The organism is Streptomyces bathyalis (assembly GCF_015910445.1).
In the GTDB taxonomy this organism is placed as follows: Bacteria; Actinomycetota; Actinomycetes; order Streptomycetales; family Streptomycetaceae; genus Streptomyces; species Streptomyces bathyalis.
In genome coordinates, this window is sequence record NZ_CP048882.1 from 2,734,093 (window position 1) to 2,747,425 (window position 13,333).

General features: G+C 71.5%; 11 protein-coding genes and 1 riboswitch. Of the genes, 6 read left to right on the forward strand and 5 right to left on the reverse strand.

Annotated features, from left to right (window positions below):
- Nucleotides 1–70: 70 nt before the first annotated feature.
- Nucleotides 71–243, forward strand: a riboswitch (cyclic di-AMP (ydaO/yuaA leader).
- A 7-nt stretch (nucleotides 244–250) separates the two neighbouring features.
- The gene (locus G4Z16_RS11705; protein WP_197350754.1) at nucleotides 251–1,333 is read left to right on the forward strand and encodes a C40 family peptidase; all 1,083 of its coding nucleotides are present in this window, start codon (nucleotides 251–253) and stop codon (nucleotides 1,331–1,333) included.
- Between the two features lie 140 nt (nucleotides 1,334–1,473).
- Here G4Z16_RS11705 and G4Z16_RS11710 read toward each other — a convergent pair whose 3' ends face one another.
- Together G4Z16_RS11710 and G4Z16_RS11715 are read right to left on the reverse strand one after the other, a co-directional pair.
- Nucleotides 1,474–1,827, reverse strand: coding sequence for a hypothetical protein (locus G4Z16_RS11710; protein ID WP_197350755.1), 354 nt, complete (start codon nucleotides 1,825–1,827; stop codon nucleotides 1,474–1,476).
- Between the two features lie 66 nt (nucleotides 1,828–1,893).
- On the reverse strand, nucleotides 1,894–3,099 hold the full coding sequence (locus G4Z16_RS11715) for a cytochrome P450 family protein (protein ID WP_197350756.1): 1,206 nt from the start codon (nucleotides 3,097–3,099) through the stop codon (nucleotides 1,894–1,896).
- A 242-nt stretch (nucleotides 3,100–3,341) separates the two neighbouring features.
- Between G4Z16_RS11715 and G4Z16_RS11720 the strand changes: the two genes are divergently transcribed.
- Both G4Z16_RS11720 and G4Z16_RS11725 read left to right on the forward strand, forming a co-directional pair.
- Nucleotides 3,342–4,682: a hypothetical protein gene (locus G4Z16_RS11720; protein ID WP_197350757.1), complete on the forward strand. Its 1,341-nt coding sequence runs from the start codon at nucleotides 3,342–3,344 to the stop codon at nucleotides 4,680–4,682.
- A 314-nt stretch (nucleotides 4,683–4,996) separates the two neighbouring features.
- Entirely contained in the window at nucleotides 4,997–5,533 is a 537-nt protein-coding gene (locus tag G4Z16_RS11725; protein ID WP_197350758.1) for a DoxX family membrane protein, read from the forward strand.
- 82 nt (nucleotides 5,534–5,615) lie between these two features.
- Here the strand turns inward: G4Z16_RS11725 and G4Z16_RS11730 are convergent, their stop codons facing one another.
- The gene (locus G4Z16_RS11730) at nucleotides 5,616–6,017 is read right to left on the reverse strand and encodes a hypothetical protein (protein WP_197350759.1); all 402 of its coding nucleotides are present in this window, start codon (nucleotides 6,015–6,017) and stop codon (nucleotides 5,616–5,618) included.
- A complete protein-coding gene (locus G4Z16_RS11735) occupies nucleotides 6,014–7,633 on the reverse strand; it encodes a PspC domain-containing protein (RefSeq protein WP_197350760.1) in 1,620 nt (539 codons plus the stop codon). The genes G4Z16_RS11730 and G4Z16_RS11735 overlap by 4 nt, the downstream gene beginning before the upstream one ends.
- Before the next feature lie 165 nt (nucleotides 7,634–7,798).
- On the opposite strand from G4Z16_RS11735, the gene G4Z16_RS11740 reads away from it, so the two are divergent.
- The 3 genes from G4Z16_RS11740 to G4Z16_RS11750 all read left to right on the forward strand — a co-directional run bounded on the left by G4Z16_RS11740 (nucleotide 7,799) and on the right by G4Z16_RS11750 (nucleotide 11,068).
- Nucleotides 7,799–9,199, forward strand: a complete 1,401-nt coding sequence (locus G4Z16_RS11740) for a PspC domain-containing protein (RefSeq protein WP_425508070.1) — start codon at nucleotides 7,799–7,801, stop codon at nucleotides 9,197–9,199.
- On the forward strand, nucleotides 9,196–9,906 hold the full coding sequence (locus G4Z16_RS11745) for a LuxR C-terminal-related transcriptional regulator (protein WP_197350762.1): 711 nt from the start codon (nucleotides 9,196–9,198) through the stop codon (nucleotides 9,904–9,906). The genes G4Z16_RS11740 and G4Z16_RS11745 overlap by 4 nt, the downstream gene beginning before the upstream one ends.
- Before the next feature lie 286 nt (nucleotides 9,907–10,192).
- Nucleotides 10,193–11,068 carry a hypothetical protein gene (locus G4Z16_RS11750; RefSeq protein ID WP_197350763.1) on the forward strand — a complete coding sequence of 292 codons (876 nt, stop codon included), beginning with the start codon at nucleotides 10,193–10,195 and terminating at the stop codon, nucleotides 11,066–11,068.
- Between the two features lie 163 nt (nucleotides 11,069–11,231).
- On the opposite strand, the gene G4Z16_RS11755 is transcribed toward G4Z16_RS11750, so the two are convergent.
- On the reverse strand, nucleotides 11,232–13,166 hold the full coding sequence (locus tag G4Z16_RS11755; RefSeq protein ID WP_197350764.1) for a LamG domain-containing protein: 1,935 nt from the start codon (nucleotides 13,164–13,166) through the stop codon (nucleotides 11,232–11,234).
- Between the last annotated feature and the right edge of the window lie 167 nt (nucleotides 13,167–13,333).

The window sequence follows — 13,333 nt, forward strand, 5'->3', positions numbered from 1 at the left end:
GCACCAATCGCCGGCGAAAGCGTCGGCACGGGCCGCCTCCGCCGAATCCGACGGTCATCCGAAGGGCAACCGACGAGCAATGCCCACGGAGCCGGGGACCCACCGCGTACGCGCAGTCCGGCGTACGCACCCGGGGTGAATCGGGAAGCGCGCACCGCGGAAGCACCGCGCACGACCCGTAGGGCAGCCTTCCGAAAGCCCGAACCCGTCAGCTAACCCGGTAGGCGGTTCACGGAAGGAGCTGCCGGTCTTGGCGTCACATCGCAAGCCGCGCACCCGAATACTGAAGACCGCCTCGACGAAGCGCGGAGTCCTCGGCATCACCACGGCGGCACTCGCCTCCGTCTCCCTGCTCTCCCAGAGCGCGCAGGCCGCACCGGACGACGGCAAGCCGTCGATCTCCGAGGTCAAGAAGAAGGTCGACAAGCTCTACCAGCAGGCCGAGACCTCGACGCAGAAGTACAACGAGGCCAAGGAGAAGACGGACGCCCAGCGCAAGAAGGCCGACAGATCCCTCGACGAGGCGGCCGAGCGCACCGCGAAGCTCAACGACGCGCGCCGCACCCTCGGCAACTACGCGACGGCGCAGTACCGTTCCGGCGGCATGTCCCAGACCGCGACCCTCCTGCTCACCGAGGACCCGCAGCAGTTCTTCCAGCAGACGCACGTGCTGGACCGGATGAGCGGCCGTCAGAAGGAAGCCGTCGCCGACTTCGAGAAGCAGCAGAAGGCGGCGCAGAGCAAGCGGGAGCACGCCACCGAGGAACTTGCCGCCCTCAACGCTTCTCAGAAGGCGCTCAAGGAGAACAAGCAGGAAGTGCAGGACAAGCTCTCCGAGGCACGGAAGCTGCTGTCGAAACTGACGGCCGAGGAGAAGGCACGCCTGGCCGCGATCGAGAAGAAGAAGCAGGAAGCGGCCCGCAAGGCGGCGGAGCGCGCCGAGGAGGCGCGCCAGGATGCGGGAAGCGGCGGCGGCTCGCAGTCGTCGCAGACCGAGAAGGTCCTCGCCTACGCCAAGGCGCAGCTGGGCAAGCCGTACGTGTGGGGCGCGACGGGCCCCGCCTCCTTCGACTGCTCCGGTCTCACACAGGGAGCGTGGAAGGCCGCCGGCATCTCGCTGCCCCGCACGACGTGGGACCAGGTCAAGGTCGGCACGAAGGTCGCCAAGTCCGAGATGAAGGCGGGCGACCTGGTCTTCTTCTACGACGACATCAGCCACGTCGGCATCTACGTCGGCGGCGGTCAGATGATCCACGCACCGAAGCCCGGCGCGGACGTGACCTACGAGGACGTCAGCTACATGCCGTTCCACTCGGCGGTACGCCCCGGCTGACGGCGGGCCACCCCGTCCGTGCGCCCGGTCCGCGGCAACGCGACCGGGCGCACCCCTCGGGACACCGGGGAGCGCACGGGGAGGTGCGGCGGCTCAACCCTCCGCCGATGAAGGCGACTTCAGGGCCTTCGTCTCGTCCGTCAGGTCCACAGGACGGCGATGAAGATGTTCGCCACAGTCAGCGCGCCGACCGTGCCGAAGAGGGACGAGGGCACCTTCTCCTCGTCCCTCTTCACATACACCAGGCCCAGGATCACCACGAGCAGCGCGAGCTTGATGCCGATCTTGACGTTGTTCACGGGGTCGTCGCCCGCCTGGTTGAGGCCCACGAGGACCATCCCGGTCACCAGCATGGTGAGCGCGCCGTGCAGCATGCCGGGCACGAAGCGGGCCTCGTCCGCACGCATCGCCTTCATCTGGAAGAAGAAGCCGCCCAGCAGGGCCGCGATTCCGATGATGTGGAGGCCGACGAAGACATGTATGAGTACGTCCATGGCCTGGGAGCCTAGCGAGGCGCCGCTCACACCCGCGCCCCGGGCCGGGCTCCGCCGCCGCACCCGTCACCAGCGGACGGGCAGCCGCCGCACTCCCCTCATCAGCATCCCCGGCAGCCACGGCAGGGTCGACTCGTCCGCGTCCGCCGCGATCTCCGGGCAGCGCTCCAGCAGCGAGCGGATGGCGATCCGGCCCTCGAGGCGGGCCAGCGGAGCCCCCAGGCAGTAGTGCAGGCCGTGGCCGAAGGCGATGTGGCCGCGGGCGTCGCGGCGGATGTCGAAGCGGTCCGGGTCCTTGAAGCGTTCCGGGTCGCGGTCCGCGTCGGCCATGGCGATCAGGACGGTCGAGCCTGCGGGAATGGTCACCCCGCCCATCTCCACGTCCTCCAGCGAGAGCCGCTCCGTGCACGTCTCCACCGGGCCGTCGTAGCGGAGCATCTCCTCGACGGCGCCGTCCAGCAGGCCGAAGTCGGCACGCAGCGCGGCGAGTTGGTCCGGGTGCGCAAAGAGGGCGCGCATGCCGTTGCCGATGAGATTGACCGTGGTCTCGTGGCCGGCGATGAGCAACAGCACGGACATCCCGATGAGTTCGTCGGACGACAGCCGGTCACCGCCGTCGTCCACGGCGTGGATCATCCTGCTGAGCACGTCGTCGCCCGGGTCGGCACGCTTGGCCTCGATCAGCCCCGCCAGATATGGGGGCATCTCCTCGTAGGCACGCCGCTCCGCCTCGTTGCTGGTGCGCGCGACCATCTCGTTGGACCAGACGCGGAAGGCGGCGCGGTCGAGTTCGGGCACCCCGAGCAGTTCGCAGATGACGGTCATCGGCAGCGGGAACGCGAGGCACGCGATCAGATCCGCGCGCCGCTCCTCACCCGCCACCATCGCGTCGAGCAGTTCGTCGGTGATCTCCTGGATGCGCGGCGCCAGCAGGGCCATGCGGCGCGGTGTGAACTCCCCCGCCACCAGCCTGCGCAGGCGTGTGTGGTCGGGCGGGTCCTTCATCAGCATGTGCGCGAGGGCGGGCTGGGAGCTGTCGGTGTTGTGGATCTGCTCGATGCTGCCGTGGTTGATCCAGTCCCGGCTCAGCCGCGGGTCGGTGAAGGCCCTGCGCGAGGCTTCGTGCCCGACGACGAGCCAGAACTCGGCACCGTCCGGGGTGCGTACGTGGTGCACCGGGGCCTTCGCGCGGAGCGCAGCGTAGACGGGGTAAGGGTCGCGGTTGAAGTCCGGGCTGAGTCGCGCCAGTTCGACGATGGCGTCGGCCGTCATGTGTTCCCCCTGTTGACGAGTCGAGGGGCACGCTAACGGCGACAACTCCTGCGTAAGAACGTGAATTTCGGACAATTATCCACAGGCTACGCCTTGTGGGCCGGGCGAGGACATCATGTGTCCACCGTCCGGCTTCTCCTCTCACACAGCCGGGTGATGAAGCGCGCCCTGCCGACAGGGGCCTGTGATTCGTAGGGCACAATGCGCCTTTCACGAACGTGTTTGAGAGGCGGGGTTGCACAGTGGCCGTGGACACGGCACGCGACGGGACGGGCGGCGGCAGCGGCGCACGCGAAGAGTCCGTCCCGCTTCAGAAGTCCGCCCCGTCGGGCGCCCCTTCGGGGGCCCACTCCACCTCCTGCACCTGCGGCGACTGCCCGCACGGTGCCCGCGAGGGCCACCGGCACGCACGTGAGGACTTCCGCCGCCGCCGCGACGAACTCGCCGCCGGCAAGGGCCTTCCGGCCGCTCTCGCGCACTCCCCGGGAGCCTCCCGTCAGTGGGTCTCCGACGAGTTGACGCGGTCCGCCCGTACGGTCGCCGAGCGCGCACGCGAAGAGGGTGCGATGCGGCTGGAGTCGCTGTGGCGGCAGACCGTCATCGCCATCTGGGCAGCCGTCGGTGTGCTGCTGATCGGGCAGTTGCTCACCGCACTGTCCGCCGGCTGGACCGCCGGGCGCACCGCGTCCCTGATCGCCGCGGTGATCGCCGCCGGCGTCGTCTCGCTCGCCGCGTACCTGCACCGGGCGCGCGGCGGGGCGCTGGCCCCGCTCATCGGCGAGGACAACAGGCTGTCCACCTCGCGCACGGTGGCGGCGGCGTGGGTGCTCCTCGCCGTGTACACCGTCCTCGTCCTGGCGCTCGAACTGGCGGGCCGCTCCGGGAAGTCCGAGCGTCGCGCCCTCATCGAGGGACTCGAACTCTCCCGTGGCGCGGGGCTGTTGACAGTGCTCGCGCTGAGCTGCGCCGTCGCGGTCTTCGTCCGCCGCACCGTCTCGGTCCGCGTGCAGCACCAGCGGCTCCAGAAGGTGCGTGCCGACCGGCCCCGCGCCGGTGACCTTCTCACCGACGATGCAGGCCGGGGCTCCTTCTGCGACGTGCAGTACGTCCTGATCAGCGGCGTCGCCGTGGTGTTCGCCGGCGTCCGCCTCGCGCGGCAGCCGGACCAGCTGCCGGACCTGCCCTGGAGCCTGGCCCTGCTGGTCGTGGTCTCGGCGGCGACGTATCTGACGGGCAAGTACGCCGAGGGCGGCCGTCCCGTGGTGCTCTCCGTCGTACGGGCCCGCGAGGTCGGGGACCTGCACGCGCCCATCCGTACGGGCGACGACATCGAGATCCGCGGCGCGGGCTTCGTCCCGCCGGGTGCGGGTGAGCCGGACCGGCTGTCGCGGATGGTGGTCCGTGTCGGGGCGGTGCATGTGCCGGTCCCGCTGATCCCGTCCGGCAACGGATTCTCCAACCCGGCCGATGCGACGCTCACCGTCCCTGTGCCCGTGGAGGTCGAACCGGGCCGGGTCGAGATCCAGGTCGTCACCGCGGCGGGCGTGGAGACCAACCGCTACCCCATCGACGTCGCCGACTGAGGCGGAGCGCCCCTGGCGCGCGGTCCGGGCGTCCGCGCTATGCCGGGTGCGACCGCCGGCAAACCGGCGATGACCGGTCATTGTCCCGAGGACATGCACCGCGAGGGAGCGGTGGCCCGGCGCACTGAACCGCATCCGATTGGCCGGTTTGTCGCGAATGCACCCGCACCCGCGAGGTCTTCGGCCGCGGTAGCTGACTGAGATCGTTCAGAGAGGGTGTAACGCGGGCCACAGCCGCGTACCGTAGCGACTCGACTTCAGCCCGAGCCGAACACGCATGCGGCACAGGGGCGACTACGGAAGGTGGGACTGTCATGTCTCTGGCGGATCAAACCAGGACTGATGCGCCTGTCAGCGGCTCCCCGGGCAGTGTGCGGGCAAGAGCGTCCAAGTACGCACTGGTCCCGCTCCGTCTCTTCCTCGGAGCCACCTTCATCTACGCGGGACTGGACAAGCTCGTCATCAACAAGGAGTTCCTCAACGGCAAGGGCGGCGACTCGCTGGCCCAGGTTCTGGAGTCCTCGCACGACGCCGCTGCGATCCCCGCAATGATCGACCTCGCGCAGAACGACCCCAAGGCATTCGGCATCGCCATCGCCGCTGGCGAAATCGCCGCCGGGCTGGGCGCGTTGGTGGGACTGTGGACCCGCCTGGCCGCCTTCGGCGGCATGCTCATATCGCTCAGCTTGTGGCTGACGGTCAGCTGGCAGAGCGACCCGTACTACTACGGCAACGACCTCCCGTACATGATGGCCTGGGTGCCGCTGATCTTCGCCGGAGCTTCGGTGTGGTCGCTCGACATGGCCTTCTCGCGGCGACGACGCCGAAAAGGCAGGCACATCTTCGGCTAGGGCCGAGGACCGGGCACGGCAGATGTGGGACGAGGCGGGGGCCCCGCTCCGGAGGCACAGCCTCGGGGGCTCGGCTCCCGCCTCAGTCCGTTCCGGTTCCTCCGCCGCTGCCGCCGAACGGCCGGGTGCCGCCGTGCTGCTGGCCACCGTGCTGCTCGCCGCCGTGCTCCCGGTCGTCCTTCTGCCCGTCGTCCCGCTGAAGCCCGCCGGTCGCCGACGCCCCGTACCCGCCGCGCAGTTCGTCCATCGGCATCCGGCCCGGCACGCCCGGCCCCTGCGTCCTCCGCCGTCGCAGAAGGCGCCGCACCGCGAAGGTCGCCACCGCCGTGAACGCCGCCGCCACCAGCGACGCCGGTACCAGCACCAGCAGCGCCCACACCGGGACCCGCCACTGCCCGAGCGCGTCCAGCGCGTAGACCACCGCGGCGCCCATCAGCATCAGACCGAGCAGCAGCCGCGCCGGTTCGAAACGGTGCCGGTTCATCGGCGCTCCTCGCTCCGCCCGTCCCCGGGCACGCTGCGCGCGGGCAGGTGGTCGGTCCGTGCACCGGAGGAGAGCACCCGCACGATCTCCAGCTGCCCGACCGTGAGGTCCACCGACAGCTTCAGCGTCCCCTCCTCGTCCTTTCCGCTGCCGCCGGGCGACAGCGTCAGCCGCTCGTGCCTGTCGACGCCGCCGATGCTCTCCACCACGAAGTGCTCCCCCTCGCGCTCGGTCCGCGAGGGCAGGCGGATCTCCCCCGCGCCGACCTTCGCGTCGAGTTCCACGCGTGTGCCGCTGGGCACGATCACCTTCAGCGCTCCGGCACCGAGCCGGGCATGCGTCCGTACGGTCTTGTGGTCACCGGTGAACCGGATGTCGCCCAGGTCGAGTTCGCCCGCGCCGCCGTCGAGTTCGTAGGTGCCCGCGATGTCGGAGGCGGAGGCCGGGGCCCAGGTGACCTCGCGCCAGTCCGTGCCGATGCTCTTCGGGATCAGGGAGACGCCCGCCAGCATCACGGCCGTGACGACCGCCAGGAACAGGGTTCCCAGGCCCACCCGGCCCGCGAACGCGCTGACGGCGAACCCGATTCCGTACACCGCGAGCGCGCAGGCCAGTCCGATCGTGAGGCCCGTGCCGAGCGCCTGCGGATCCCAGCCGGCGGCGGTCCCCGCGACCGCCGCGGCCGCGGCCAGCATCGCCAGCAGCCCGCCAAAGGCGCCCTCGCGGCGACGGCCCGGGCGTGGGCCACCGCCACCGCGCCCCCAGGGACGCCCGTGCGGGAGGTGCCCCCGGCCCGCTTGCGTCTCCGCCTCCTCGGGGCCCCACAGGTACCCGGTGTCGCCGGCGCCGTCCTTGGTCAGTGGCTCACGCCACCACGACGGCATCCCCGGCACCGGCGGAGCCTGCGCTTCCGGAGGCGCGTCTGCGACCGCGTGCGCCGTCGTCGGATCGATGGGGGCGCCGACGGCCTCCGCGGCCTCGGCCTCCCGCCGGTGCTGCGACCAGTACGCGGCACCGGCTACCGCACCCGCGAGCAGCACGGAGAAGGGCGTGCTGAGACTGCCCAGCGACGCGAGGAAGAGCCCGCATCCGACGAGCGCGACGAGGATGGCGGAGAGCGTGGTTCCTTCCACGCGACCGGAGAGCAGCCACCGTGCCTCGTTCTGCTGCTCGTCCTCCGCGGGGATCAGCAGCCATGCGGCCCCGTAGAAGACGAGGCCGAGCCCGCCGATGACGGAGAGCACGACGAGCGGCACGCGGAAGATGACGGGGTCGAGGTCGAAGTAGCGGCCGAGACCGGAGCACACCCCGGCGACCGCCTTGGGGCGGCGGCTCCGCGTGAGCCTGCGCGCGGGAGGGCCCGTGCCGTCCTGGCCGTCGCCTGCTCCCCCATCGGCGGCGGCTGTGGTTCGAGCGGCGCCTGCGGCCGCGTCCGTACCGGCGTCGCTGCCGGGACTTCCGCCGCCACCCCGCCCGTCGCCGTGGTCGCCGCCCCGGCCGGCATCGCCGCCCCGGTCGGCCTCGCCGCCACCGCCACCGCCACCGCCACCGTCGCCGCGCACCGGCCCGGCCGCCGGCGGGTGCTGCCGCGGCGAGTGCTCGTCGTCCTCCGTCATGAGCCCAATGGTGTCCCCTGCCTCCCGCCCGGCACATCGGGGCCCGTCCCCCACGCGACCCTGATTCCGGCGCCGCATTCACCGCCGCCCCGGAAGGCCACGTACGGGCAGGGATCAGGGACCACCCTGATGCCTCACACCGCACAAACGTGTGACGATCGGTGCATGACCCCCGCCTCGTCGACCGCCGGCGGCGTCGGCTCCGCCGGAGCGGCCGGCAGCGGGCCGCCCGCCGACGACGCCGCCCCGCCGCCCCCGCTGCGCAAGCTCTACCGCAGCGCCGAGGGCCGCATGCTCGGCGGCGTCGCCCGGGGCCTGGCCGGTCACTTGGGGCTGCCGGTCTCCTGGGTCCGCATCGTCTTCATCGCCCTGACCGTGACCCAGGGGCTCGGCGTGCTGCTCTACGCCGCCTTCTGGTTCGTCGTGCCGCTCGGCACGGGAGGCGTCGGCTCGGGCCGCCAGGTGACGGCCGCCGGACCGGCCGCCGACGTGGGTTCCGCCCCGCGGAGCCGCCGGCAGGGCGAGAGCACCTGGCCGCGACTGCGCCTGCGCAAGCCCGACAAGGGTCAGCTCTTCGCCGTACTGGCACTGCTCGTCGGCGCTGTCGTGATCGCCGACAACTGGCAGTTCGGACGGGTCAACACCTATCTGTGGCCGGTGCTTCTGATAGGCCTCGGCGTCGTCCTGGTCTGGCGCCAGGCCGACGACGCCCGCCGCGCACACTGGGCCGAAGTCAGCCGCCGCCGCGGGCTGGTGCCGCTCGCGCGCAGCGCCGCGGGTGTGGTGCTGGTGGCCGTGGGAGTGAGCGGAATCGTCGTCGTGCAGGGGTCGGCCAGGCATCTCGGCCCGGTCCTGCAGGCCGCCCTCGCCGTCCTCGTCGGCGTCGCGCTGCTCGCCGGTCCGTATCTGGTGCGGATGATGCAGGACCTGTCAGAGGAGCGGCTGATGCGCATCCGCGCGCAGGAGCGGGCCGAGGTCGCCGCGCACGTCCACGACTCCGTGCTGCACACCCTCACCCTGATCCAGCGCAGTGCCGACGATCCCCGCGAAGTGGCCCGCCTCGCCCGCGCCCAGGAGCGCGAGCTGCGCAACTGGCTGTACAAGCCCCGCGGCAGGGCCAAGGACGAGGACGAGAAACCGCAGACGGTCTCCGAGTCCGTCAAGGCCACGGCGGCCGAGGTCGAGGACCATCACGGGGTGCCGATCGAGGTCGTCTGCGTCGGCGACTGCCCGCTCGACGAAGGGCTGGACGCACAGATCCAGGCCGCGCGCGAGGCGATGGTGAACGCCGCCAAGTACGGTGTCCCTGGGGGAGCCACCCCTGCCGGAGGCCATGGGGCAGGGGCGGTCCAGGTCTTCACGGAGGTGGAGGGACGCACGGTCTTCATCTCCGTACGCGACCGCGGACCCGGTTTCGACCCGGACGCCGTGCCGGAGGACAGGATGGGTGTGCGCGAGTCCATCATCGGCCGCATGCGACGCCACGGCGGCACGGCACGGCTGCGGTCGGCGTCCGGCGAGGGGACAGAGGTGGAGCTCGAAATGGAGAGGGCGGCCCAGTCGTGACCAACGAGACACCAGGCACCGCGGAAGGCACCGGCTCGGGCACGTCCCGCCAGGTCAGCGTGGTCCTCGTCGACGACCACCGCATGTTCCGCGCGGGCGTGCAGGCGGAGATCGGCCGCACCGACGACACGGGCGTCGACGTCGTCGGGGAGGCCGGCGACGTGGAACAGGCCGTCTCCGTCATCACCGCCACCCGCCCCGACGTCGTACTGCTGGACGTCCATCTCCCCGGCGGAGGCGGCGTCGAAGTCCTGCGCCGCAGCGCCTCGATGATGGGCGCCGCCGAATCCCCGGTGCGTTTCCTCGCCCTTTCCGTGTCCGACGCGGCCGAGGACGTCATCGGCGTCATCCGTGGCGGTGCGCGCGGCTACGTCACCAAGACCATCACCGGTAGCGACCTCGTCGACGCGATCTTCCGCGTCGCCGACGGGGATGCCGTCTTCTCGCCGCGCCTGGCGGGCTTCGTCCTGGACGCCTTCGCATCCACGGACGCCCCGCCCGCCGACGAGGATCTCGACCGGCTCACGCAGCGCGAACGCGAGGTCCTACGCCTGATCGCGCGCGGCTACGCGTACAAGGAAGTGGCCAAGCAGCTCTTCATCTCTGTGAAGACGGTCGAGTCCCATGTCTCGGCGGTCCTGCGCAAGCTCCAGCTGTCCAACCGCCACGAACTGACCCGCTGGGCAGCCGCGCGCCGCCTGGTCTGAGGCGCTCCGGCGCCCGGGGTGCGGAGGCCGTGCGCGCCTTCGCACGGCACACGCCGCGCTCCCCGGAGGGGCCCGGGTCCGGATCCGTGCTCATGTACCGCACACATGCTCTGGTTTCGGCTGCGGCCCGTCGTCACCATGACGCAGGATGGTCGCGTGGCCCGCTCATTTGTCGTGTAGCAGCGGCGGGCTCGTAACCGGCCGAGGCCGACCCCGGGGAATCTCGGGCCACCTGGGTGAGCTGGGGGTCTTGGCGGCTGCGGGCACGTGTGCAGAGGTGTTCGCTATGACTCAGCCACCGCAGGACGGTTACGGCGGTCCGCGGTACAGGAGGCAGCGGCCTCCCCCGCCGCCCGTCCCTCGGCAGCCTCCGCCGCAGCAACTTCAGCCGCGCCAGCCTCCGCCGCAGCCCCCGACCGCCGGGTTCGGATACTGGGATTCACCGGCGCAGCAACTCCCGCCCCAGCCCCCGCCGCAGCCGGCGCTGCCTCCGCAGCCGCAGTGGGAGTCGCCGCCACCACCGCCGCCGCCGTACGACTACGAGTACCTCTTCGACGAGAGGTACGAGGAGCCGCCGCCCGACTACGGCTACCCTCCGGCGGGGCCGCGGTGGGCCGCCCATTCGAAGAGGAAGCTCGTGGCCCTTTTCGCGGGCACCATCATCGCGGTGCTGCTCGCGGGCGGCGGCGTGTACTACATGACGGACAGCGGAGGCGGAGGGGGCACCGGCGCGAGCTCGGAGAGCGGCGAACAGCCCGACTCGGGATCTGCCGGCGAGCGGCCCGACGGCGGGAACCAGGGCGGGGCTCAGGACGAGGACGCCGGAAGCGGCGGGAAGAACGGTGGGGCGAAGGGCTTCACCGGCACATGGCAGTCGCGCGGCGGGGCGACGCTGACGGTGGGCCGTGAGGCGGAGTCGGGCAGGTCCGCCGGAAAGAACGCCGTGGCCTACAACCGTCCCGGCCGCCTGTCCACCTGCCCCGGCGTCGGCGAGGCGCGCAAGTCCGGCGCGGCGTTCCGGCTGGCACTCAAGTGCGTCAACGGCAATGTGAAGAGCGCCCTCACGGGCGACGCCGTCCGGTCCGGTGACAAGCTCACCGTCGAATGGGACGGCGGCAGCAAGGACACCTTCCAGCGGCGCAGCGGGCGCAACAGCGGATGAGGGAGGGGCGCGCCGGCACCGGCCGGCGCTGCCCGCGGACGCGGCAGTCAGGACAGTCCGGTGCCGCGGGACCGGGCTCGCCGCGAGCCGCCGGGACGCGGCCCGTCAGGAGCGGCCGGTTCAGCCAGGACTGGTCTCAAGCGGCCGGTTCAGCCAGGACTGGTCAGGAGCGGCCGGCCAGGGCGAGCGCCTGCTGCCCCGAGAGCGCCGAGTCGAAGGCACGCACCTCGTCGACGGTCCCCCTGAGACCTTGGAAGGGTGCGCCGTCGAGCAGCCCCCTGCCGACCGTGAAGTCGCCGTCAGCCGGCCAGTCCCCGTCATGCCTGGCCGTGTCCTCGAGCCTGCCGTCGACGTAGAGCCGGACCTCGTTGCCAGGGTCGTCGTAGACACCGGTGAGCCGGGTCCATCTGCCCGCCCTCGGAATCGAGTCGGACAGGGCCACGTCCGCCACGACGTCCGAGGAGTCGTCACGGCGCAGGGCCATCGACCACCTGTCCTTCGCCGCGTCGTACTGGAGCGAGAACCCGCTCACGTCGTAGCCGTCCTGGCTGACCACGGTCTGGGTGCCGCCCTTGTCCTGCAGCTTCACGCGGGCGGTGACGGAGAAGCTGGACTCGGTGTCGAGCACGGCACCTTCGGAGGAGACGTCCTGCGTCCCGTTGAACTGCAGGGCGCCGTTCACCAGCGCCGGCAGCGGGTCACCGAAGAGTGTTCCGAGGATGCCGTTGGCCGAGGTGTCCGACGTCGTCGCACCCTGGACCGTGTCGAAGAGCCACTCCAGCGCCGTGTCGACGGCCGGCAGACCTCCGGCCGGTTCGCCGGCGCTGCCGCCGGCGCGTCCGCCGCCGTTCCCACGGGGCGGTGCGGTCTCCGTCGCCGTGACGGTCGAGGTGGCGGTGGCCGTCGCCGTGGTCGGGGAGGACCGCGGCGGCTGGGCCGGCACCTGCGAAGCGCCCTGGGCGGGAGGCGATTCGGTGCTCTGCGGAGAGCCGGGACCGAACACCCCGGTGTAGGCGACCGCGACGACGAGCGAACACAGGCCGACCAGTGCCGCGCTCTGGAGCGCGCGCTTCCTCTGGTGCCGTCTCCTGCCGTCGCCGGGACGCGGATCCGCGCCGTTGCGGCCGAGGATTCCTCCCAGTAACCGGCCCCCGGCGAACCGGCCGGACCAGCGGGAGACCAGGCCACGGAGTAAGCCCGCCAGCCGCCCCTCGTACGAGCGCTCCCCGCCGCCCGCACCGGCCCCGGCGGCCCTGTCAGCGGTGTCGTCCTCCGTCCCGTGCGCGGCGCGGACTCCGCCCGATGACGAGGGAAGGCTGGAGGCGGCGTACTCCGGGCCGCCCCAGGGGAGCAGTGCCTCCGCGAGCAGCGCGCCGCAGTGGACGTGCATCAGCCCGAGGTCGTCGACCGCCTGCGAGCAGTGTGCGCACCGCTCCAGGTGCGGCATCAGATCGGCAGCGGTCTCGATCGACTTCTGGTCCGCGTAGGCGAGCACCGTCCGCTGGAGGCGGGCGCACTCGTCCTCACGTATCTCGTCCTGGTGTATGCGCACGTAGGCGTTGTAGAAGTCCCTGCGCGCACGCCTGCCCAGCACCGATACCTCGTCGGTACCGCCGCCGAGGAGCTGGTCGATCCTCGCGACGCCGTCGTACTCGACCGCGTAGTGCCACAGCACCGTCTGGGTGTGGCCGGGAAGGGATGCGAAGGCGCGGGCCGCCATGGATGTGCAGGGGAAGTCGTCCGCCGAGGAGTCCCCGCGGCCCTCGGTGACGTAGCTCTGGATCCAGCTGACCAACTCTTCGTGCAGTTCCCCGCGTTTGGCGGTGCCGGCCCAGTCGGCCGTCGTACGCAGCACCGAGCACAGCGCATACGGACGTACGGCGCCGACGGGTATCTCCGTCCGTAACGCCGTCGCGCGGCGCCATGCGTTGTCGGCCAGTTCCTCGGCCGCCGACGAACTGACGGTGCACACGGCGGCGAAGGCCCTCACGGCATGAAAGTGGCGCCGCTCCAGCTCACGGAGCGCGTCGCGGAACGACTCGCCCTCCTCCCGCACCAGCGGGAGGAGTTCCGCGTCAGACAGTCGCGCGCATTCCATCCGTTCGTTCAATCCCCATAGTTGACGGCGTCCCGATCACAGGACGAATGCTCAGAGTGCATAGCCGATAACAGTACGAGGATACGACGTACCGGCGGCCGAATCGGCTCCATCGCGAGGGTCCGGGGAAGACGCCCGAAAAGGCCGCAGGCATAACGGATTTACGG

Coding starts and splice junctions, on each gene's coding strand:
- G4Z16_RS11755 (WP_197350764.1), bottom strand. CDS start 13,166: ATGGAATGCGCGCGACTGTCTGACGCGGAACTCCTCCCGCTGGTGCGG.
- G4Z16_RS11750 (WP_197350763.1), top strand. CDS start 10,193: ATGACTCAGCCACCGCAGGACGGTTACGGCGGTCCGCGGTACAGGAGG.
- G4Z16_RS11740 (WP_425508070.1), top strand. CDS start 7,799: ATGACCCCCGCCTCGTCGACCGCCGGCGGCGTCGGCTCCGCCGGAGCG.
- G4Z16_RS11735 (WP_197350760.1), bottom strand. CDS start 7,633: ATGACGGAGGACGACGAGCACTCGCCGCGGCAGCACCCGCCGGCGGCC.
- G4Z16_RS11715 (WP_197350756.1), bottom strand. CDS start 3,099: ATGACGGCCGACGCCATCGTCGAACTGGCGCGACTCAGCCCGGACTTC.
- G4Z16_RS11725 (WP_197350758.1), top strand. CDS start 4,997: ATGTCTCTGGCGGATCAAACCAGGACTGATGCGCCTGTCAGCGGCTCC.
- G4Z16_RS11730 (WP_197350759.1), bottom strand. CDS start 6,017: ATGAACCGGCACCGTTTCGAACCGGCGCGGCTGCTGCTCGGTCTGATG.
- G4Z16_RS11710 (WP_197350755.1), bottom strand. CDS start 1,827: ATGGACGTACTCATACATGTCTTCGTCGGCCTCCACATCATCGGAATC.